Annotated in this window: 17 protein-coding genes and 1 pseudogene; 5 read left to right on the top strand and 13 right to left on the bottom strand. The window is 66.1% G+C overall.

The window, feature by feature from the left end:
• Positions 1-3: 3 nt before the first annotated feature.
• Both AC1DZV_RS20915 and AC1DZV_RS20910 read right to left on the bottom strand, forming a co-directional pair.
• A complete protein-coding gene (locus AC1DZV_RS20915) occupies positions 4-879 on the bottom strand; it encodes a PhzF family phenazine biosynthesis protein (RefSeq protein ID WP_476954496.1) in 876 nt (291 codons plus the stop codon).
• A 124-nt stretch (positions 880-1,003) separates the two neighbouring features.
• Positions 1,004-1,381, bottom strand: a complete 378-nt coding sequence (locus AC1DZV_RS20910) for a MarR family winged helix-turn-helix transcriptional regulator (protein WP_459383547.1) — start codon at positions 1,379-1,381, stop codon at positions 1,004-1,006.
• An 84-nt stretch (positions 1,382-1,465) separates the two neighbouring features.
• Here AC1DZV_RS20910 and AC1DZV_RS20905 point away from each other — a divergent pair, with 84 nt between their 5' ends.
• The 4 genes from AC1DZV_RS20905 (at position 1,466) to AC1DZV_RS20890 (ending at position 7,105) form a co-directional block, all read left to right on the top strand.
• On the top strand, positions 1,466-2,944 hold the full coding sequence (locus tag AC1DZV_RS20905) for an MFS transporter (RefSeq protein ID WP_476954495.1): 1,479 nt from the start codon (positions 1,466-1,468) through the stop codon (positions 2,942-2,944).
• 312 nt (positions 2,945-3,256) lie between these two features.
• The gene (locus AC1DZV_RS20900) at positions 3,257-4,855 is read left to right on the top strand and encodes a glycoside hydrolase family 68 protein (RefSeq protein ID WP_476954494.1); all 1,599 of its coding nucleotides are present in this window, start codon (positions 3,257-3,259) and stop codon (positions 4,853-4,855) included.
• A gap of 115 nt (positions 4,856-4,970) precedes the next feature.
• Positions 4,971-6,587: a glycoside hydrolase family 32 protein gene (locus tag AC1DZV_RS20895; RefSeq protein WP_476954493.1), complete on the top strand. Its 1,617-nt coding sequence runs from the start codon at positions 4,971-4,973 to the stop codon at positions 6,585-6,587.
• Positions 6,588-6,868: 281 nt separating this feature from the next.
• Positions 6,869-7,105 carry a hypothetical protein gene (locus AC1DZV_RS20890; RefSeq protein ID WP_476951005.1) on the top strand — a complete coding sequence of 79 codons (237 nt, stop codon included), beginning with the start codon at positions 6,869-6,871 and terminating at the stop codon, positions 7,103-7,105.
• A 90-nt stretch (positions 7,106-7,195) separates the two neighbouring features.
• Here the strand turns inward: AC1DZV_RS20890 and AC1DZV_RS20885 are convergent, their stop codons facing one another.
• Positions 7,196-7,873 carry a M15 family metallopeptidase gene (locus tag AC1DZV_RS20885; RefSeq protein ID WP_476942741.1) on the bottom strand — a complete coding sequence of 226 codons (678 nt, stop codon included), beginning with the start codon at positions 7,871-7,873 and terminating at the stop codon, positions 7,196-7,198.
• A 113-nt stretch (positions 7,874-7,986) separates the two neighbouring features.
• Entirely contained in the window at positions 7,987-8,448 is a 462-nt protein-coding gene (locus tag AC1DZV_RS20880; RefSeq protein WP_459383551.1) for a hypothetical protein, read from the bottom strand.
• A gap of 501 nt (positions 8,449-8,949) precedes the next feature.
• Here AC1DZV_RS20880 and AC1DZV_RS20875 point away from each other — a divergent pair.
• Entirely contained in the window at positions 8,950-9,654 is a 705-nt protein-coding gene (locus AC1DZV_RS20875) for an ANTAR domain-containing protein (RefSeq protein ID WP_476954492.1), read from the top strand.
• A 55-nt stretch (positions 9,655-9,709) separates the two neighbouring features.
• Here AC1DZV_RS20875 and AC1DZV_RS20870 read toward each other — a convergent pair whose 3' ends face one another.
• From AC1DZV_RS20870 to glyA, 9 genes and pseudogenes are all read right to left on the bottom strand, one after another.
• Positions 9,710-10,303 (bottom strand): NADPH-dependent FMN reductase, encoded by a 594-nt coding sequence (locus AC1DZV_RS20870; protein ID WP_476951006.1) that lies wholly within the window; start codon positions 10,301-10,303, stop codon positions 9,710-9,712.
• A 99-nt stretch (positions 10,304-10,402) separates the two neighbouring features.
• Positions 10,403-11,627, bottom strand: a pseudogene (locus tag AC1DZV_RS20865) (N-acetylglucosamine-6-phosphate deacetylase).
• 10 nt (positions 11,628-11,637) lie between these two features.
• Complete coding sequence (gene purU, locus AC1DZV_RS20860; RefSeq protein ID WP_028278140.1) at positions 11,638-12,513, bottom strand: formyltetrahydrofolate deformylase; 876 nt, start codon at positions 12,511-12,513, stop codon at positions 11,638-11,640.
• Between the two features lie 2 nt (positions 12,514-12,515).
• Complete coding sequence (locus tag AC1DZV_RS20855) at positions 12,516-13,931, bottom strand: L-serine ammonia-lyase (protein ID WP_476951008.1); 1,416 nt, start codon at positions 13,929-13,931, stop codon at positions 12,516-12,518.
• On the bottom strand, positions 13,931-14,566 hold the full coding sequence (locus AC1DZV_RS20850) for a sarcosine oxidase subunit gamma (protein ID WP_476951009.1): 636 nt from the start codon (positions 14,564-14,566) through the stop codon (positions 13,931-13,933). The genes AC1DZV_RS20855 and AC1DZV_RS20850 overlap by 1 nt, the downstream gene beginning before the upstream one ends.
• Positions 14,559-17,516, bottom strand: a complete 2,958-nt coding sequence (locus AC1DZV_RS20845) for a 2Fe-2S iron-sulfur cluster-binding protein (RefSeq protein ID WP_476954491.1) — start codon at positions 17,514-17,516, stop codon at positions 14,559-14,561. Before AC1DZV_RS20845 ends, AC1DZV_RS20850 begins: the two co-directional genes overlap by 8 nt.
• A complete protein-coding gene (locus AC1DZV_RS20840; RefSeq protein WP_028278136.1) occupies positions 17,513-17,842 on the bottom strand; it encodes a sarcosine oxidase subunit delta in 330 nt (109 codons plus the stop codon). Before AC1DZV_RS20840 ends, AC1DZV_RS20845 begins: the two co-directional genes overlap by 4 nt.
• Before the next feature lie 15 nt (positions 17,843-17,857).
• Positions 17,858-19,078 carry a sarcosine oxidase subunit beta family protein gene (locus AC1DZV_RS20835; RefSeq protein ID WP_476942735.1) on the bottom strand — a complete coding sequence of 407 codons (1,221 nt, stop codon included), beginning with the start codon at positions 19,076-19,078 and terminating at the stop codon, positions 17,858-17,860.
• Positions 19,075-20,415: a serine hydroxymethyltransferase gene (gene glyA / locus AC1DZV_RS20830; protein ID WP_476954490.1), complete on the bottom strand. Its 1,341-nt coding sequence runs from the start codon at positions 20,413-20,415 to the stop codon at positions 19,075-19,077. The genes AC1DZV_RS20835 and glyA overlap by 4 nt, the downstream gene beginning before the upstream one ends.
• Positions 20,416-20,436 lie beyond the last annotated feature (21 nt).

The raw sequence follows: 20,436 nt of genomic DNA, 5'->3' as shown, positions 1-20,436 counted from the left end.
AAGTCAGATGTGGCCCGCACCGGCGGGGATCCGGACGGCCCTGCCGCTGACCACTATTCCGCCGGCCGCGGGAATGTCCACTGTGAGTAGGCTCGGGCGGCCGACGTGCCGTCCCTGGTGGATCAAGACTCTCGACGGGGGCTCGACCAGGCCCAGGATGCGCAGGTATGCGCCGACCGCCGCCGCGGCGGCCCCTGTTGCGGGGTCCTCCGTGATTGTTCCCACCGGGAACAGGTTCCGGGCTTCGAATTCGCCGTCTGCAATCCGGTGCAGGACGGCTACCGTTGCGGCCCAGCCCTGTGCGTCCATGAGCTGGCGCACCGTCTCCGGATCGAAGGCAAAGGAGTCGAAAAGGGTGCTGTCGGCGAAGACCAGCACCGGATGCCAGTTCCCTGAATACGCGATCCGCGGCGGATAAGCGGGATCGAGATCGGTCAGCCCGACGCCGAGCAAGCCCAGAAGGTCAGCCAGGATGTCGTCGTCGAAGACGGCCAGCTGTGGCTCAACACCCGTGAACGATGCGGTGATGTCGTCGCCGTCGCCCGCTGTTTCGATGAGGACGGGGCCGACGGGGGTGTCGAAGGTGAAGGATCCTGCCCTGTCGCGTGCGCTCAGCGCAACGGCCAGTGCAATGGTCGCATGGCCACAGAATGGCACCTCGGCGATCGGCGAGAAGTATCGAACCCGGCTCCGGCGCGGGTCCCCGCCGAGACCCGGCTCCGTCACGAAGGCAGTTTCGGAGTACCCGACGGCGGCCGCCACCGCCAGCATCCCGGCATCGTCGAGATGGCGGGCATCCAGGACCAGACCGGCAGGATTACCGCCGTCTGGCGTCGTGGAAAAAGCCGTATAACGGAGGACCTCGGGGGTGTTTTCCATACCCCGATCCTCCCACCTCCAGCCACCGCCTCAGCGTTGATCCACCCATGCGGGCGGTCTATGACAGGGCATCACGGAGAGGTAAAAAGCGGTGGCGCGTCGCGGCAAATCCTGGCGATGCGGCTCAGGCCAGGTTTTCCTTGAGCAGGGCGCGGTGCTCGATGGCGGCTTCGCGGTGGAGTGCGCGGCCGGCGTCGGTGAGTTCCAGAAAGAGTGAACGCCGGTCATCTTCGCAGGAGTGGCGGGAAATGAGCCCGGCCTTGTCGAGCCGATCCACCACCTTGGACATGGCGCTCTGGGTCATGGGAGTGCGCTCACCCAGCTGTTTCATCCGGCATGCTGAGTCTGCGCTTTCGGCCACGAGATCCAGGATTTCAAACTCAGTCAGGCCGATGTTGAACCGCGACTCCAGGGCGCGGTCGATCGCCCCCGCGGTGCGAAAGTACGTGGTCTGGATGCTGCGCCATTGCTCTACCAGCTGGCGGTCCTGCGGTCTTGCCATGCCGAAATTCTAGTTCATGACGAAATAAAAGTCCACGTCATAATATTCCTTGTCATTCAATGACGCGTCATATAAATTGGTGCCATGACCTCAACTTCCACTCTTGAAAGACCTGCCGGAGAACGGCTTGCTCCCGTCCGCTGGAGCCGTGCGCAGTGGATGCTTCTCCTGGTCCTGTGCACCGTTTTGGCGCTCGATGCGCTGGACGTATCCATGGTCGGTGTGGCACTGCCTTCAATCGGAACCGAACTTCACCTTGGAACCGAGTCCCTCCAGTGGATCGTCTCTGCCTACGTGCTCGGTTACGGAAGTCTTCTTCTGCTCGGCGGCCGGATAGCCGATCTGCTCGGCCGGCGGCGCATCTTCCTGATCGCGCTCAGCGTCTTTGCCGCAGCTTCCTTGCTCGGCGGCCTGGTGGATGACCCAGCCCTGCTGATCGGCACCCGCTTCCTCAAGGGCCTTGCCGCCGCATTCACCGCTCCTGCCGGTTTCTCGATCATCACCACCAACTTCGCGGAAGGTCGCGAACGCAACCGGGCTTTGTCTATCTTCACCACTTTCGGTGCGAGCGGTTTCTCACTCGGCCTGGTCGTCGGAGGCCTGATGACCGCGATGAGCTGGCGCTGGACGTTCCTGGTCTCGGTGCCGGTGGCGGTCGCCGTCGTGATTCTTGGCCTGAAATACATCCCCCGGGACAACGCCGCCGGCAGGGCCGAAGGCAGTAATCAGGACAGCGGGCATGACCTCTGGGGCGCCGTCACACTCGCCGCCGGCATGCTGGGGCTCGTTTACACGCTCGTTGCGGCACCCGGGAACGGTTGGGGATCTGTGGCAACTATCGCCGGATTCGTGGCGTCCGCAGCGGTGCTGGCGGCCTTCGCCCTGATCGAGAACCGGGTCAGGCGCCCCTTGATCAGGTTCAGCATCCTCAGGGAAGGTTGGGTGGCGCGGGCGAACCTCAGCGCCGTGGGATTGTTCGGCTCATATTTGAGTTTCCAGTTCATCCTCACGCTGTACCTGCAGTCCGTGCTGGGATGGAGCCCCCTCGGCATGGCCCTGGCGCTTCTTCCCACGGGCCTGCTGGTGGCCTCGAGCGCACCTTTCGCGGACCGGCTCATCGACAAGTTTGGCGCCCCGTGGCTGATCCGGACCGGTTTGGCCTCGCTGGCGCTCGGCTATCTCCTGTTCCTGCGCGTGGGCACCTCGCCGAACTACGTGACGGACATTCTGCCCTCAGTTCTGCTGCTGGGCGTCGGCTTCGCCCTGGCGTTCCCGTCAATCAACGTCCAGGCCACCGCGGGCATCCGGAATTCTGAACAGGGCCTGGCAGCCGGCCTGATCCAGACCAGCACCCAGGTGGGGGCCGCCCTGGTTCTCGCCGTCACCACCGCTATGGTCAGCGGTCACGGCAACGCGTCCGACGGCGGCGCTGGCCTGGATGCGGCGGCCATGCTGGAACTGTATCGCCCCGGCCTGATCCTGAGCGCAGCTGTGGCGGTTGCAGCCCTGCTGATCGCAGCGGCGCCCTCCCGGAGCCGGAAACGGGTGGCAGTAGAACACTGACCGGCTGGACGTGACTTCCAGCCAGAGCCCTCGGCTTAGGCCGAGGGCTCTGGTTCGCGATGGCCAATCCGCCGTGGTGGACTGAATGGCGGACGACTACGGAGCAACAAACGGGCAACGGCCGGCAACTTGCAAAATAAAACATATTTATTTGACACATTTGACTCAAAATTTGAGTCATGGCACGCGCGCGGAATGAGTTGTGCAAGCGCTTACATTGACGAGGGTGAGCGGGCCCACGCCGGAGTTTCGGGGAATGAGGGCATATGCCCGTCTTCCACGAATGGCCTCAACTCCGCGAGAAGAGCAAAAATGCACGAGCACCCCAATACACACCGGAAGCTGCGGTGGCGTTCTGTCGCCGCGGCACTGGCGGCGGCCGTGGCGGCCTCCGTCTTCCTTGCCGTTCCGTCAGCCCAGGCAAACACGCCCTCGGATCCGCCGAGCGGCGGGCAGATGCCGGCTCCGACCCCCGGCTTCCCCCTGCCCACGAAGCACACCCAGCAGGCGTTCGATCCGGCCGCCGCCTTCACCTCCAAGTGGACGCGTGCCGATGCCAAGCAGATTATGGCCCAAAGCAGCACAAGCGTAACCCCGGGCCAGAACTCCATGAGCCCGAACGTCACCATGCCGGAAATCCCCCAGGACTTCCCGGTCATGAACGACGACGTCTGGGTTTGGGACACTTGGTCCCTGACCGACGAGAACGCAAACCAGATCAGCTACAAGGGCTGGGACGTGATCTTCTCACTCGTTGCCGACCGCCACGCCGGCTACGGCTTCGACCAGCGGCACTGGAACGCCCGGATCGGCTATTTCTTCCGCAAGACCAACGCCGATCCGGCCAAGGACAAGTGGAACTACGGCGGACACCTGTTCCTGGACAACACCTCCGTCGGCAACACCGAATGGTCCGGTTCGACCCGCCTCATGCAGGGGAACCACGTCAACGTCTTCTACACCGCAACGACGTTCTACGACGTTGCCGAGCGCAACGCCGGCGGCGGCGGAATCGCCCCGGATGCCGTGATTGCCAAGGCGCTGGGCAACATCCACGCTGACAAGAACGGCGTGAGCTTCGACGGCTTCGAGCACACCAAACTCCTTGAGCCGGACGGCGTCATGTACCAGAACAAGGCCCAGAACCCAGGGTTCGCCTTCCGGGACCCCTACACGTTCGCAGACCCGGCGCACCCGGGCAAGACCTTCATGGTCTTCGAAGGCAACACCGGTGGCCAGCGGGGCGACTACAAGTGCACGGACCAGGACCTGGGCTACCAGCCCGGGGACACCCGCGCCGAATCCGCGAACACCGTCAACGCCACCACCGGTGCATGGTTCCAGACCGCCAACGTGGGCCTGGCCGTGGCGGACAACAAAGACCTGACCAAGTGGCACTTCCTGCCGCCGATCCTGTCCGCCAACTGCGTCAACGACCAGACCGAGCGTCCGCAGATCTTCATCCAGAGCGAGGGCGGCAAGAACAAGTACTACCTGTTCACCATCAGCCACCAGTTCACCTATGCGGATGGAATGCGCGGCCCCGACGGCGTTTATGGCTTCGTTGGCGACGGCGTCCGTTCCGACTACCAGCCCATGAACAACAGCGGCCTGACGCTGGCATCCCCCACGGACCTGAACATGCCAGCCAATGCGCCCGAAGGGCCGGATCCCCGCCAGAATGGCCGCCAGTTCCAGGCCTACTCGCACTACGTGCAGCCGGGCGGGCTGGTGCAGTCCTTTATCGACAACGTGGACGGCGTCCGCGGCGGTTCCCTCTCGCCCACCGTGAAGATCAACTTCCGCAACGGAGTTTCGGCCGTTGACCGCACTTTCGGCCAGAACGGCCTGGGCCCGTTCGGGTACCTGCCCACGAACCTCAACGTCGGCGGTGCCGGGCTGTACAAGTAGTGCAGTAGGCAGTCATGAGGCGGAAGCGCCCGGAATCCCGGGTGCTTCCGCCCTTCGCATATACAAGCCACAGGTGGGGCGGGATGGCTTCCGCCAGAACCAGGAATGTTGAATCATGAAAAACCGTCGGACGATCTGGATTGTGCTGGCAGCAACGGCCGTGGCCGTTCTTGTCGCTGTGGCGCTGGTCCCTGCGACGGGATCCCGTCCGGGCCCCCAGAGCCAGGCCGAGCCGGCGCCCACTGTTTCAGCTTTCGGCCGGGCCGAGGGAGCATCCGAGTTCCGGCCGAGCTATCACATCACGCCCGGAAAGCACTGGATGAATGATCCGCAGCGTCCCATCCTGCTCGACGGCGTGTGGCACTACTACTACCTCTACAACGCGGGTTACCCGAAGGAGAACGGCACCGAGTGGTACCACTTAACCAGCACGGACCTGGTGCATTGGAAGGAGGAGGGGGTGGCGATCAGCAAGTACAAAAACGGGCTGGGCGACATCGAGACCGGAAGCGCCGTGGTGGACCACGACAATTCGGCCGGCTTCGGCAAGGGAGCCGTCATCGCGGTCATGACGCAGCAGGACCAGGGCATCCAGCGCCAATCCTTGTTCTATTCCACCGACAACGGATACTCATTCACCGCGTATTCGCAGAATCCGGTCATGGAAAATCCTGGCGAACCGGACTGGCGGGACCCTAAGATCATCCGCGATGAAGCCCACGGCCAATGGGTGATGGCCCTGGCCGAAGGGAGCAAAATCGGCATGTATACCTCGCCGGACCTGAAGAATTGGCGCTACGCCTCGGGCGTCGAACGCACCGGTCTTGGCACCCTGGAATGCCCGGACCTCTTCCAGCTGGATCTCGACGGTGATCCAGCCAAACGGACCTGGGTCCTTGCCGCCAGCGCCAACGGGAGTGAAGAGGGATTCACCACGGGCGTTGCCTACTGGACTGGCGAGTGGGACGGGACCCGATTCACCCCGTCCGGCCGACCGCATCAGTGGCTCGACGCCGGCTCCGACTTCTACGCCGCCGTGACGTGGGATGATCCGAGGCTTAGCGAAAGCCAGCGGATGTCCTCCCGGCACGCTCTCGGGTGGATGAACAACTGGGCGTACGCCCGGCAACTGCCCACCGAGGACTGGCACGGCGGTGCCGACACCATTGTGCGCGACATTCGGCTGGAAACAATCGCGGGAGAGCCGACTCTTGTCTCGAACCCCACCGCCGCCATGAAGTCCATTGAAGGCCCGGCGGCAACAACTGGGGAACGTCGATTGACACAGGATGGCGCAGGGCAGTTGCCGGTTCCGGAGGGCCGGGCGTACCGGCTCGATGTGACTCTTGAGCGGACGGAGGAAGACGACGGATCCGAAGCGAGGATCGAGCTCGGAAGCGACGGCGGAACGTTCGCGACGATCGGATATGACTTTTCCGAAGAATCGGCATTCATCTCCCGCGAGGCTGATGCTGCCGCCACCGGCAAGGCCGAACTCAGTCCGGACTATCGGGCATCGCGGCGGGCAGTCAGCCCAGCGCGAGACGGGAAAGTGGAGCTGTCGATTTTCGTCGACTACAGCTCGGTGGAGGTTTTCATCAACGGCGGAGAAAAGACCATCACGTCACTGGTCTTCCCCACCGCGGGGACGCCGAACATCAAGGCCGTCACGGCGGGGGGCACGCTGACGCTGAAGTCCTTCAGCTCCAGGCAGCTGGCCGCCACACACTGACCAGCACCCGTTTGGAGGATCACAGAGATCCACGTCGATGAGATGAAATTCCGCTCTATTGCTACCGGCAAGAGGCCTGGGCCAGGTTCCATGGGAACGAGGCTACGAGTTTTTAGTTTTGTCATGTTGACGGACGGTTCATTCGAACCTGGAACACGTAGGGTTGTCAGCATCGGCAGTCAATATCCAGTCAGCCCGATGGCATCGCACGTATTCCCCTGTCAGCAAAAGCCCGACAGGTTTTTCGTTGAACCGATGCCTGAGAGGCAGCAGTGACTAACATGCACATCAAGGAACAATGGAACCGGCTCGATCCGACCACCCAGCAGTGGCTGATGGACAACCCTGGATGCATGGTGCTGCCCCGCACCCTGACGGCAATTTTCAACAAGGAAACGGGCGAAAACGCCGACATCGACACCCATGGCGAAGCCGTGCTTAGCGACGAGGACAGGGAGTTCATCCAGGGCAAGGCACGCGAAGCCGCCCGCGGCCTTTCGGATGACCGCTTTCTTTGATTCCGCCCAACCCTAACCCCGTCTCCGGGGGGTCCTGCGTGGGCGAGCTGTCCTTGGCGCCCAATCGGCCGCGACGGGACAGAGAACCCTCTATTGGAGATAATCGGGCGCCGCTTCCAGACCGAAGTACTTCTCAAGGGTGGCAATCCCGGTGCTTTGCATATCCTCGGCGATAACCTTTCCCACATAGCGCAGATGCCATGGCTCGTAGGTGTAGCCGGTAGTGGCCTCGGCCCCGGCCGGATATCGGATGATGAATCCGTACTCCCAGCCGTGCTCGGCCGCCCACCGCCCTGCCGGGGTATTGGCGAAGCAGGCTTGCAGGGCACAGGTTCCGCTGGCATTGCCGATGTCCATCGCCAGGCCGGTCTGGTGTTCGCTGTAGCCGGGCCGGGCAGCAAGGGTGTCCGCCGTCGCCTGTCCGTACTGGCGCACGTAGCTGTCATAGAGGCTGGCCTGCTCGCTGAACGAACGGTAGCCGCTGATCGGCATGACGTTCACGCCGGCCGCCTTGGCGGCTTTGGCAAACTGCTTGTAGGCGTCCGCGGCCGGCGCCCGCAACCGTTCCGCTTGGACCCTGACCAGCTGCCCCGGTACATAAGCGGCCGGGTTCAGCTGCCGGTGCTTGTTGACCACCACCTGCAGGCTGGAGGCAGAATCAAAGTCGTAGCCCGCCGCGGCCACTGCCGTCACGGACGGTGCGATCATGCCGAGCGAAAGCACCAGCCCCGCCACAGCACCCGTCATCCTGCTGATTCCTCTAAGCACGGTGGCCTCCTAGAAGTGTCCGGAACAGATTCGGGAACTCTACCGGCCTGCAGGGTCCGTGGTCGAGAGGGATCCGGAACAACTACGCGCCCACGGCGGTCCGCACGGGACCGTCAGCACTTGACCTCGGTCCTGAGGTCGCGAATCGCGGCCTCGACGTTGGAGGCTTCGTCCCGGAGGGAATCAGCTGCTTGAGTCAACGTGGCGTTGTCAGGCACCGCGGCGACTGCGGCATTGAACTTGGCTTCGGCGGCCATCACCGCCTCCGCCCGTTGCTGGGCGAGGTTCTCGCTTGCCTTGGCCAGCTCTTCATAGGTCTTGGAGACCTGGTCTTGGGCCGCGCGCACCTGCTCGATGGTGGCGTCCGGCTTCAGCGTGGCCTTGAAATTCGCCAGAGCCGCGGCATGGGCATCGGCAGCAGCGCAGATTTCCGACACGCTCGCGGGCGGGCTCGAGATGGCCGCTGTGGGGCTTGGGGTGGCAGCCGGCGGACTCGTGGGGCTGCATCCGGTGAGCAGTACGACGGCGGTCGCAAGCGCGATGGATCCCACGGTGATTGCGTGCGGTCTTGACATTTGAGGGCTCCTCTCCCAGCTGGGATCGCCCCCGAGCAGTGGGGCATCGAAGGGCATATCCATCGTCTGCCGGGACGCGGGTGCGGACCTCATCCGCCGGGGGTGAAATGGGCGGTAGTGCCCTGCCGGCCCGCACGGGCCCAAAGGCCCTTTTGGGACCGGCGGAACGCGGGTATTAATGGTTGTGCCACGGCGGGACGGGTCCTCCGCGACTGGTGTTGAAGCCGGGGCGGGCGGTCCAGGGCGGATGTTAAAAGCCTCCCTGGGCCGCCGCGGCGCTGAAGCGGATTTCCCGCTGTCACGGGAACAGCTCAGCGGAACAGCTGCCGGAACAGCTGAGGAACAGTTAATCGAAACAGGTCGCCGGGACAGCCCGGAACCATCCCAATGCGACAGAGGCCCTGGCTCTGACAAATGGGAGGCGCGGCGGTGTCCGCCCGGACGTATGCTGTTTTCATCGGTTCAGCAGTGAGCTGCGTGCTTTGATCTCGAGCGTGGAACATGACCCAAGGAATTGCAAGAGACGGCCGGCAGGATCGTTATGCCTCCTTCTGGGAGCTGCACTTCAACGACCCGGATGTCGGTGCCTTCCTCAGCGAAGCCGTGAGTGAGTTTGTCGACGACATCGGTGGTCCCGGCCGTGGGATCAGCTGGGCAGTGACACTGGTCGGGTCCGCGGAGGCACTCACGCTGACCGCGGGGCGCTGGCCCGGATACGCCAGCGCCGCCGCAGCCTTCGGGGTCCGGTCCCTCGTATCCGTTCCACTGGCACCACAAGCGGTCTTCCATGCCGCCGTGAACCTTTACGCCGCGTGGCCGCACGTCTTCACCAGCGCAGACATCATCGCAGCGGCTCGGCTGGCCCGCTACATCTCCCGTGCACTGCGATTGGTCCAGGAGTTGGCGCTGAGGTCCGGCGGCGGCGCAGACCTTTCCTCGGCGCAGCTCTCCCGGGCACTGGCCGGGCTGGCGCTGCGGACGCTGGTGCGGGAATACGGGTTCAGCGAAGAAGGCGCCCTGGACTACCTGCGCAGCGTCGCAGGCGGAGCCGCGCGGGAATCATCCGGCGGCACAGTCCACGTCCTGGTGCCAGATTCCGTTCCGGGCCAGAACGTGCCCCAGCCCAGTCCCTATGCCGCGGCGCCACACGGCGGAGACACGCCCCCCGTCCGTCGGCGGCGGCGCAGGACGGGGACTCCGGCGTAGGCGGACACCGGCACGCCCCCGCGGGACGGCTAACCGGGCTAAGCCAGGGCAGCGGTCAGGCCGCGCTGGCGTCTTCTGTTCCGTGGGCATGGCCTGGCCGGAGGACCTTCAGCGCGCCGGACCACGCGATCACCTGGTCAAACAGGATCTGCAGGCTCTTTTCCGCGGCCGCCGTCGGGATGAAAGTGCGGTAATTCGCGAACTCCGTGGCCAGGGGCAGCGCCACCTGGGCCCGGACGTCGGCCATCTGCAGCTCCGCGGACACTCCGCGGAAGTGTTCGACGGCGCGGATGCCGCCGCTGCTTCCGTAGCTGACAAACCCGGCCGCCTTGTTGTTCCACTCCTTGTAGAGGTAGTCCACAGCGTTTTTCAGTGCTCCGGGAATCGAGTGGTTGTACTCGCCCGTGACGAAGATGTAGCCGTCGAATCCGTCGACAGCTTCGGACCAGGCCCTGGTGTAGGGCTGGCTGTACCGGCCGAGGGAGGGTGGCAGCGGCTCGTCCAGCAGCGGAAGATCAAAATCGGCGACGTCGAGGACGTCAAAGGTGGCATCGCCGCGTTCTGATGCCCGGGCACTTACCCAGTCGGCGACGGCCTTTCCGAGGCGACCGGGCCGGGTGCTCCCGAGCACGATAGCGATGCGGATCATGGCGGGCTCCTTTCCGGAAGTAATGTTTGCCCACACTCAGAACAACAAAACGAGGGGCTCGAAACTTCCGCACCGCCGTGGGCCCCGCGGGTTCAGGGGCTAACGCGCGGCACGTCGATGGTCCGGCAGGATCCGTCCGCCGCGCAGCACGGCCACGAGGTCGAAACCCGGGTCGACGGCGATGATATCCGCGCGCATTCCAGCCCGGAGGGCGCCGATCTCGGCCTCCAGGCCCAGGACACGGGCCGGGACCAGGGTGGCCGCCGCGACGGCGTCGGCCGGACTCACTCCCGCCGCGATGGTGGCGCGGACAACCTCCAACAGGGTCGCCGTTCCCCCGGCAAGGGCGCCGTTGCTCCGCAGGGTGGCCACGCCGTCGTGCACCACCACATCCGCGGGGCCGAGTTCGTAGTCGCCGTCGGGCAGCCCGGTCGCCGCCATGGAGTCCGTCACCAGCGCGATGCCCCCGGCTCCGACCAGGTCAAAGACCATCCGGACCGTCTCCGGGTCGAGGTGCCGCCAGCCGCAGGCACGCGGCCGCCGGTCCGGGACTCCTGTGGTGCAGGGGAGGCATGCCGTTGAACAGATGGGTCACCGTGGGCCGGGCGCGCGGCCCGAAGGCCCCGGAAGCCGCGCCCCCGCGGATGAGGTCCGCGGCCTCTGCCAGTGAGGCCGCGGCCACGGGGGCAGCGGCATCGGTATGGCCCAGCGAGGGGATCACCCCGTGGTCCGTGAGGATCCGGAGGAGCTCACCCGCGCCGGGCAGTTCGGGGGCGTACGTCATGGTCCGCAGGGCTCCGCCGGCCGCCGCCACCAGCCGCCGGAGCAGCGCAGGGTCGGGGGCGCGGAGCCAGTGCGGGTCCTGCGCGCCGGAGCGGGCGGCGGAGAGGAAGGGTCCCTCGCAGTGCACGCCGGCGATCAGGCCCTCGGCCGCCAGGACCTTGAGTACGCCGAGCGACCCCACCAGCTCATCTTCCGGGGCCGTGACGAGGCTGGCCAGGAGGCTGGTGGTCCCGTTGCGGTGCAGGAAGTCCACGGCCGCCCGGCAGGCCCGGTCGTTGCCGGCCGGGAATCCGCCGCCCGCGGCGCCGTGGCAATGGAGGTCGACAAGCCCGGGAAGCAGGGAGCTGCCGGGCGGCAGCGGGAGCTCCTCCGCACCCGGGAAATGTGCGGCGTCAAAGCCGTCGCCGGGTCCCGCGTAGGCGATCAGGCCGCCGTTCACCGCCACCACGCAGCCCGGTGTGCAGTCGCCGTCCGTGATGAGGGCACCCCGCAGGATGTAGGCAGGGGCGGCGGCTTCGCGGTCCTCGAAGGGCAGGATCATGCTGCCAAACCTAGCGCAGCACGACCGTCCTATTGCCCTGGAGGATGACGCGTCCCTCGCAGTGCCAGCGGACGGCGTTGGAGAGCGCCTTACACTCGGTGTCGCGTCCGGCGGCCACGAGGTCCTCGGGCCCGAAGGTGTGGTCTACTTCCACCACCTGCTGGGCGATGATCGGCCCCTCGTCCAGTTCGGCGTTGACATAGTGGGCTGTGGCGCCGACCGTCTTCACGCCCCGGGCGTGCGCCTGGTGGTAGGGCTTCGCGCCCTTGAAGCTGGGCAGGAAGGAGTGGTGGATGTTGATGGCGCGGCCATCCAGCTGGCGGGTGAGGTTGTCGCTGAGGACCTGCATGTAGCGAGCCAGGACCACCAGTTCAACGTCCATCCGGTCGATCAGTTCCAGGAGCCGCTGCTCGGCCGCGGGCTTGGTGTCCGGGGTGATGGGCACATGGAAGAACGGGATTCCGTGCCATTCGACGGTCCGCCGGTGATCGGGATGGTTCGAGACGACGCCGACGATCTCGATGGGCAGTTCCCCGGTGCGGGCCCGGTACAGCAGATCGTTGAGGCAGTGCTCGAACTTCGAGACCATGATCAGGACCCGCCGTTTGCTGCCGTGCCGCCGCAGGTCCCAGCGCATGCCGAATTTGTCGGCGACCGGAACGAAGGCTTCCCGAAGCGTGTCCAGGGTGGTTTGGTCCCCGGCCGAGGCGAAGTGGAGCCGCATGAAGAAATGGCCGTCCAGCTGTGAGTCGAACTGTTTGCTTTCCAGGATGTCGCAGCCCTGGTCCAGCAGGAAGCCGGACACGGCGTGGACGATCCCGCGCGTTTCCGGGCAGTCCAGGGTCAGGATGTGCTCCACGGTTTCGGTGCTCTGGTTCTCGGCCATGGTCAGCACTCCACGACATTCACGGCGAGGCCTCCGCGGGAGGTTTCCTTGTACTTGGTTTTCATGTCTGCTCCTGTTTCGCGCATGGTCTTAATGGCCTTGTCCAGCGAGACTTTATGGCTGCCGTCCCCGTGCAGGCACAGGCGGGCGGCGTTGATGGCTTTGACGCTGGCAATGGCGTTGCGTTCGATGCAGGGGATCTGCACCAGCCCGCCGACGGGGTCGCAGGTCAGGCCGAGGTTGTGTTCGATCCCGACTTCGGCGGCGTTTTCCACCTGTTCCGGGGTGCCGCCCAGCACTTCGCAGAGCCCCGCCGCCGCCATGGAGCACGCCGATCCGACTTCACCCTGGCAGCCGACCTCTGCTCCGGAGATGGAGGCATTGATCTTGAACAGGATCCCGACGGCGGCCGCGGCCAGCAGGAAGCGGACCACGCCGTCGTCGTTGGCGCCGGGGACGAACTTGACGTAATAGTGCAGCACGGCCGGCACAATGCCGGCGGCACCGTTGGTGGGCGCCGTGACGATCCGGCCCCCCGCGGCGTTTTCCTCGTTGACGGCCAGCGCGAAGAGGTTCACCCATTCCATGGCGAGCAGCGGGTCGGCAGGGACCTGGACCGGCGATGGGTTCCGGGCGTCCGCCTCGGCGCTGACGGCGGATGCTGCCAGCGTCCGAAACAACGACGGGGCGCGCCGTTTGACGTTCAGCCCGCCGGGCAGGATTCCCTCGGCAGCGCAGCCGTTTTCCACGCACTGGCGCATGACCGCCCACAGGGCCAAGAGCTTCTCCCGGAGGTCGGCTTCGGTGCGCCAGACGAGTTCGTTGGCCAGCATGACGTCGGAGACGGACATATTCTCTCGATGGCATATTTCGAGGAGTTCGTCAGCTGTTGTGAACGGGTAGGGCAGCACCGTGTCGTCGGCCACCACGTGGTCGGCGCCTTGTGCATTGCCATCGACGACAAAGCCGCCCCCAATCGAATAGAAGCTCCGTTCGCTGAGGACGTCGCCGGCGTGGTCAAGGGCCCGGAAGGTCATGCCGTTCGGATGGGCGGGCAGCGACTTGCGGCGGTGCAGGACCACGTCCTCGTCCCAGTTGAAATCCACCCGGTGATGGCCGGCGAGCTGCAGCTCAGCATCCAGGGCAGCGGCAGCCACCTGGTCATCCGCCGTAGCGGTGTCCACTGTCTCGGGGTCCTGGCCCTGGAGGCCCAGGACGACGGCCTTGTCCGAACCGTGGCCCCGGCCGGTGGCGCCGAGGGAACCGAACAGCTCGGCCTGCACCCTCGCAGTGGAACTCAGTTGCCCGTCGCTCTTGAGCCCGTCGGCGAAGCGCTTGGCCGCCCGCATCGGGCCGACCGTGTGGGAGGAGGACGGCCCGATGCCAACAGAAAACAGGTCGAGGACGCTGAGCGCCATCAGGGGACCTCGGTGGAGGCATATTCGCGCATGGCGTCGAGGAGCCAGCGGCCGAGGAACTCCGCGAAGGATGCCCGCGGGAAGATCCGGTAGGTCTCGTCCCCGGTCTTCCACAGAACGACGGGGATGCCGCCGATTTCCGTGGACAGGGCCGTTCCGGGCTGGAAGACGCGGGGGTGCAGGTCCAGGGCGCAGCCCTTCTCCAGCACGGCACTGGCCCGGGGTCCGGAGAGCTCGAGCGTGGTGCGGTTAGCCGAGAGATCCACCACTTGGCCCTGGCCGTCACCCAGTGCGGCGATGAACGTCCGGGGGAGCTCACCGCCCAGGCTTTCGTGGGATTCGGCGGGGGCCACGAGCAGGAATTCTGCCGGGCCAAGCCACAGCACTGCGGTGTCGCCGCTGCCGCGGACTTCCCCGGAAGCGGAGGGCAGGCCACCTGTGAGGGCGCCCAGCCGCTTCCCTGCGTCGCCGGCAGGATCGACCCGGAGCCCTGCCATGGTCAGGAACGGCACCTCACGCAGCTCCACGGTGCCCGCAACGGATCCCGCTTCAAAAGCCGTTCTCAGGAGCGACGCCGGACTCTTCCTGAGGGTCTGGATCTTCTTGGAATTTTCGAGTGCTGCAGTGTCAGCCATCTTTGCGGGCCCCTTCAGAGTCAAATAGTACGGTTTCTGCGACGATTACGTCCACGAGTTGGTCGCCGGCGGCGGCCACCAGGGTCTCGCCAATGCGGTTGCGGCCGTTCTTGATCAGGGCCAGGGCAAACGACCTGCCAAGCGCCGCACTGTGGTAGCTCGAGGTCACGAATCCCTGCATGGGCACGGGGCCGTAGGCGGGGTTGACTGTGATGCCCTGCTCCACCAGTTGGGTGCCTTCGGGGAGCCGAATGGTGCCGTCCACGGGGAGGACGCTGACCAGGTGTTTCCGGTCGGTGCGGCCGGCGTCCTTGCGGGTGTAGGAGCGTTTGCCGATGAAGTCCTTGACCTTGGACACGACCCATTCCATGCCGGCGTCCTGCGGTGTCACGGTCCCGTCAGTGTCCTGGCCGACGATCGGATACCCCTTCTCTGCACGCAGCACGTGCATGGTCTCGGTACCGTACGGGGTGATGTTGAACTCCGCGCCGGCCGCCGCCACGGCTTCCCAGGTGCTCAGCCCGTACCAGGACGGGATGTTGATTTCGTAGGCCAGTTCGCCGGAGAACGAGATCCGGCAGACCCGGGCCTGGACACCGGATGCCAGGGTGGTTTCCTTGAACGTCATGAACGGGAAGGCCTCGGCGTCCAGGCCGCCGTCGGCTGCCAGTTCCGGAGCCACTTTGGCGAGAACGGCGCGGGATTTCGGACCGACGACGGCGATCGTGGACCACTGCTCCGTGACGGAGGTGCAGTGCACATCCAGTTCCGGCCATTCGGTCTGCAGCCATTCCTCCAGCCAGTCCAGCACCTTGGCCGCGCCGCCGGTGGTGGTGGTCATGAAGAACCGGTCCTCGTCCAGGCGCAGGGTGACGCCGTCGTCGAAGATCATCCCGTCCGGGGTGCACATGACGCCGTAGCGGGCCGAACCGGGAGCGAGTTTCTTGAACGCGTTGGTGTAGATGCGGTTCAGGAACTCGCCGGCGTCCTTGCCGCGGATCTCGATCTTGCCCAGGGTGGTGGCGTCCATGAAACCCACGGATTCCCGGACGGCGGCGCATTCACGGAGCACCGCGCTGTCCATGTCCTCGCCGTCCTGCGGGTAGTACCAGGGGCGCTTCCACTGCCCGACGTCTTCGAAGAGGGCTCCCTGGGCGACGTGCCAGGGGTGGATGGAGGTGAGGCGGGCGGGGTCGAAGAGTTCGCCGCGCTGGCGTCCGGCCAGGGCGGCGAACGCCACGGGCGTGAACGGTGCCCGGTAGGTGGTGGTGCCAATGTCGCCGATCCCGCGGGACGCTTCGCCGGCTGTCCGGAGCGCGGCGGCGATGACGCCGATCGCGTTAACCCCGGAGGTCTTGCCCTGGTCGTTGGCGGTGCTGATCGAGGTGTAGCGCTTGATGTGCTCCACGGACCGCATGCCGGCACCGGTGGAGCGGAGGACATCGGCCACGGACTGGTCGCGCTGGAAGTCCACGAAGTGGTGGTGCCAGTCATCCGGGCCGCCCTGCTCGCCCGGGACCAGCCACAGCTGGCGGGTGGAAGCGGAGGCCCTCGGCTCACCGAGCGGGGACGGTTCGACGGCGGATGCGAAGCCTGCGGCGATGGCGGCGGACGCCCCGGCGGAGATGCCCTCAGCCAGGCAGTCGGCCAACTCAAAGCTGCCGCGCCCCGAGCCGATGGTCTGCTGGTTCGGAACCACGGTGCTCGGCACGAAAGCGGCCAGCTCGTCGTCCCAGCGCAGCTTGCCCTGCCGCTGCGAGTGCAGGTGAACCACGGGGGACCAGCCGCCGGAGACGGCCAGCAGATCGCAGGCGATCTGCTCGATGCCCGAGGTGAGTTCGCCGTCGTCGTTAATGCTCCGGACGGTGACGCCGGCAAGCCGGCCGTCTGCGGACTCCGATGCAGTTGCGGTGTTGGCCACCGCGCTGCCGACCAGCACCCGGGTGCCGGCTTCGGCGGCGGCAGCAGCCACCTCGGTCAGCGTGGGGCGGGCGTCCACGACGGCGGCGATCTTGACGCCGGCGGCGCGCAGGTCCGCGGCCAAGGCGTAGGCGCTGTCGTTGGTGGTGCTGATGACCACCCGGGAACCTGCGGCGACGGCGTAGCGGTTGAGGTAGGTGCGGACTGCGGACGCGAGCATGATGCCGGGGCGGTCGTTGTTTTCGAAGACCAGCGGGCGTTCGTGGGCGCCCGGGGCCAGGATGACCTGGGCGGCCCGGATGTGCCAGATCCGCTGGCGGGAAACACCGGGGGCGGCCGGGGTCAGGAGGTGGTCGGTCCGGTTCTGGGCCGCAATGACGTAGTTGGAGTCGTAGGAGCCGAAGGCGCTGGTGCGGTTCAGCACGGTGCATTCGGCCGCGGAGATCAGTTCGGCTTCAACATTGGCCACCCATTCCAGGGCGGGCTGCCCTTCGATGCTCTCCGCGAGGGCCGGATCCGTGGAGCCGGACAACAGCGATCCGCCCAGTTCGGGCTGGTCGTCGATAAGGATGACCCGGGCGCCGGAGCGGACGGCCTCGCGGGCCGCGGCCAGGCCTGCCGGGCCGCCACCGACCACAAGGACATCGGTGTGGACATACTTCTTGTCGTATTCGGCGTGGTCCTCGGCCGGGTCCAGCTTGCCCAGTCCGCTGAGGTATTCGGCGCTGAGGCCGTCCACGAGGGACACCGTGGTGGCGGGGAGCATGGATTCGGCCACGTGGCCCGGGAACCGGGCCGCGACCTTGACCAGGGCGTTGGATTCCTCGACGCCGGCGGACATGATGCCGCGGGGCCGTCCCTCATACAGGGAGTCGCCCGCGCGGAGCCGGCCGTTGGCCAGCAGGGCGGAGGCGAGGGTGTCGCCGGGGTGGCCAGTGTACTCACGGCCGTCCAGGGTGAAGCGCCACGTGACGCTGCGGTCGATGCGTCCGCCTGTGCTAAGACGCGCGGGCTGCGGCTGAGCGGTCATTTGACTGCTCCTTCCGGGGAGACGGGGCTGGTGACGGTGGGGGCTGTGGGGCCTGTGGCGGGACGGAGCTGACCCATCGGGTAGACGGCCTGGATGTCGTAGGTGACGGTGTCGCGGAGCATGTTGAACCATTGCCGGCAGCCGGTGCTGTGCAGCCAGCGTTCGGCGAAGGCGCCCTTGGTGTTGTCGCGGTAGAACAGGTACTCGGCCCATTCGCGGTCCGTGAGCTCTGCCGGGTTTTCGGGGTAGGCCACGTGGGCCTGGCCGCCGTAGTGGAATTCGGTCTCGTCGCGGGGACCGCAGTTGGGGCAGGGAATCAGGAGCATGTCCGTACCTCTCTTCTAGTGGGCCACGGCGGCGGCGCCGTGTTCATCGATCAGGGCGCCGGTTTCGAAGCGCTCGAGGGCAAAGGGCTTGTTGAGTTTGTGCGGTTCTCCGGTGGCGATCGTGTGGGCGAACGTCAGCCCGGCCGCCGGTGTGCCCTTGAATCCGCCGGTGCCCCAGCCGCAGTTGACGAACATGTTTTCCACCGGGGTGGTGCCTACGATCGGGGAGGCATCCAGGGTGGTGTCAACGATCCCGCCCCAGGTCCGGAGCACGTGGGCCCGGGCGAAGATCGGGAAGAGTTCGACGGCGGCTGCCATCTGGTGCTCGATCACGTGGAAGGATCCGCGCTGGCCGTAGCCGTTGTAGGAGTCCACGCCGGCGCCCATGACCAGTTCGCCCTTGTGCGCCTGGGAGACGTAGACGTGGACGTGGTTGGACATGACGACGGTGGGGTGGACGGGCTCGTGGAGCTCCGACACCAGTGCCTGGAGGGGGTGGGACTGGATGGGAAGCCGGAACCCGGCCATTTCCGCCAGCACCGAGCTGTGCCCTGCGGCGCAGAGACCGACCTTCTCGGTGTGGATGGTGCCGCGGGTGGTCTTGACCCCGGTGACGCGGTTTCCGTCCTTGACGAAGCCGGTGACCTCGCAGTTCTGGATGATGTCCACGCCGAGCTCGTCGCACTTGCGGGCGAACGCCCAGGCGACGTGGTCGTGCTTGGCGATGCCGGCGCGCGGCTGGTAGGTGGCGCCCATGACCGGGTAGCGGATGTTGTCGTTGATGTTCAGGATGGGGCAGAGTTCCTTGACCTGCTGCGGGTCCAGCCACTCGGCGTCGACGCCGTTGAGTTTATTGGCTCCGACGCGGCGGACGCTTTCGCGGACGTCGCCCAGGGTGTGGGCCAGGTTCATGACCCCGCGCTGGCTGAACAGGAAGTCGTATTCGAGTTCTTCGGGCAGGATCTCCCAGAGTTTCAGGGCGTGCTCGTAGATCGCCGCACTCTCGTCCCAGAGGTAGTTGGAGCGGATGATGGTGGTGTTCCGGGCCATGTTGCCGCCGGCGAGCCAGCCCTTTTCCAGGATGGCGATGTTGGTCATCCCGTGGTTCTTGGCCAGGTAATACGCCGTCGCCAGTCCATGTCCGCCGCCGCCCACAATCACGGCGTCGTAGCTCTTCTTGGGGTCCGGGTTGCGCCAGAGGAAGTCCGGGTGCTCCGGCAGGTGTTCGGTGGTCATTGTGCTGCTCCAATCAGTTCTGCCTCAAGCCCGGTCGCCGTCGTGCCGGTGCCGAGATGCGGGTAAAGGGGGAACCGGTCCGCGAGGGCGCTGACGCGTACGCGCAGTTCAGCGGCGGTTTGGTCGCTGAGTTCGTCCCCGGGCGCCTGCGAGATGAGGGCGGAGGCGATGATGTCCGCCACCTCGGTGAACTCCGCGGCACCGAAGCCGCGGGTGGCCAGGGCGGGGGTGCCGATCCGCAGCCCGGAGGAGACCATGGGCGGGCGGGGATCGAACGGGACGGCGTTGCGGTTGACGGTGATGCCGATCCGGTGGAGCCGGTCTTCGGCCTGCTGCCCGTCCAGTTCCGAGTCCCGCAGGTCCACCAGGACCAGGTGCACATCGGTGCCGCCGTTGACCACGGAGATCCCGGCCGCCGCGACGTCGTCCTTCAGGAGCCGGGACGCGAGGATCCCGGCGCCTTCGAGCGTGCGCTCCTGGCGTTCCTTGAACTCCGGAGACGCCGCGATCTTGAAAGCCACGGCCTTGGCTGCGATCACGTGTTCCAGCGGGCCGCCCTGCTGGCCGGGGAACACGGCGCTGTTGATCTTGCGTGCGTACTCCTCCTTGGCCAGGATCACGCCTCCGCGCGGGCCGCCGAGCGTCTTGTGCGTGGTGGTGGTGACGACGTCGGCGTAGGGGACCGGGTTCGAGTGAAGCCCGGCGGCCACGAGGCCGGCGAAGTGTGCCATGTCCACCATGAGGTAGGCGCCCACGGAATCGGCGATGCGCCGGAACTCGGCGAAGTCCAGCTGCCGGGAGTAGGCGGACCAGCCGGCCACGATCATCTTGGGCCGGTGTTCAAGGGCCAGGGCCTCCACTTCGGCCATGTCCACCAGGTGGTTGTGCTCGCTCACGTGGTACGGGACCACGTTGTAGAGCTTGCCGGAGAAATTGATTTTCATCCCGTGGGTGAGGTGGCCGCCGTGGGCGAGGGCAAGTCCCATGATGGTGTCGCCCGGTTCCAGGAGGGCAAACATGGCGGCGGCGTTGGCCTGCGCGCCGGAGTGCGGCTGGACGTTGGCGTACTCGGCGCCGAACAGGGCCTTGACCCGGTCGATCGCGAGCTGTTCGATCACGTCAACGTGCTCGCAGCCGCCGTAGTAGCGCTTGCCCGGGTATCCCTCGGCGTACTTGTTGGTCAGCACCGAACCCTGTGCCTCCATGACCCCGGCGGGGGCGAAATTCTCGGACGCAATCATTTCGAGGGTGGACTGCTGGCGCTTCAGTTCGTGCGCCACGGCCTCTTCGACCTCGGGATCGACTACGGAAAGTCGCTCGTTCAACTGCTCAACCACGGTTACTCCTTTGAAATACCA

This window comes from Arthrobacter sp. P1_D12, assembly GCF_056406175.1.
This window is presented reverse-complemented; position numbering and strand designations above follow the sequence as displayed.

What these genes read in the sequence shown, in the direction of transcription:
- AC1DZV_RS20895 (WP_476954493.1), top strand. Translation starts at nt 4,971, where the DNA reads ATGAAAAACCGTCGGACGATCTGGATTGTGCTGGCAGCAACGGCCGTG.
- AC1DZV_RS20890 (WP_476951005.1), top strand. Translation starts at nt 6,869, where the DNA reads ATGCACATCAAGGAACAATGGAACCGGCTCGATCCGACCACCCAGCAG.
- AC1DZV_RS20845 (WP_476954491.1), bottom strand. Translation starts at nt 17,516, where the DNA reads ATGACCGCTCAGCCGCAGCCCGCGCGTCTTAGCACAGGCGGACGCATC.
- AC1DZV_RS20900 (WP_476954494.1), top strand. Translation starts at nt 3,257, where the DNA reads ATGCACGAGCACCCCAATACACACCGGAAGCTGCGGTGGCGTTCTGTC.
- AC1DZV_RS20875 (WP_476954492.1), top strand. Translation starts at nt 8,950, where the DNA reads ATGACCCAAGGAATTGCAAGAGACGGCCGGCAGGATCGTTATGCCTCC.
- AC1DZV_RS20870 (WP_476951006.1), bottom strand. Translation starts at nt 10,303, where the DNA reads ATGATCCGCATCGCTATCGTGCTCGGGAGCACCCGGCCCGGTCGCCTC.
- purU (WP_028278140.1), bottom strand. Translation starts at nt 12,513, where the DNA reads ATGGCCGAGAACCAGAGCACCGAAACCGTGGAGCACATCCTGACCCTG.
- AC1DZV_RS20850 (WP_476951009.1), bottom strand. Translation starts at nt 14,566, where the DNA reads ATGGCTGACACTGCAGCACTCGAAAATTCCAAGAAGATCCAGACCCTC.
- AC1DZV_RS20910 (WP_459383547.1), bottom strand. Translation starts at nt 1,381, where the DNA reads ATGGCAAGACCGCAGGACCGCCAGCTGGTAGAGCAATGGCGCAGCATC.
- AC1DZV_RS20835 (WP_476942735.1), bottom strand. Translation starts at nt 19,078, where the DNA reads ATGACCACCGAACACCTGCCGGAGCACCCGGACTTCCTCTGGCGCAAC.
- AC1DZV_RS20840 (WP_028278136.1), bottom strand. Translation starts at nt 17,842, where the DNA reads ATGCTCCTGATTCCCTGCCCCAACTGCGGTCCCCGCGACGAGACCGAA.
- AC1DZV_RS20915 (WP_476954496.1), bottom strand. Translation starts at nt 879, where the DNA reads ATGGAAAACACCCCCGAGGTCCTCCGTTATACGGCTTTTTCCACGACG.
- AC1DZV_RS20855 (WP_476951008.1), bottom strand. Translation starts at nt 13,931, where the DNA reads ATGGCGCTCAGCGTCCTCGACCTGTTTTCTGTTGGCATCGGGCCGTCC.
- AC1DZV_RS20905 (WP_476954495.1), top strand. Translation starts at nt 1,466, where the DNA reads ATGACCTCAACTTCCACTCTTGAAAGACCTGCCGGAGAACGGCTTGCT.
- AC1DZV_RS20880 (WP_459383551.1), bottom strand. Translation starts at nt 8,448, where the DNA reads ATGTCAAGACCGCACGCAATCACCGTGGGATCCATCGCGCTTGCGACC.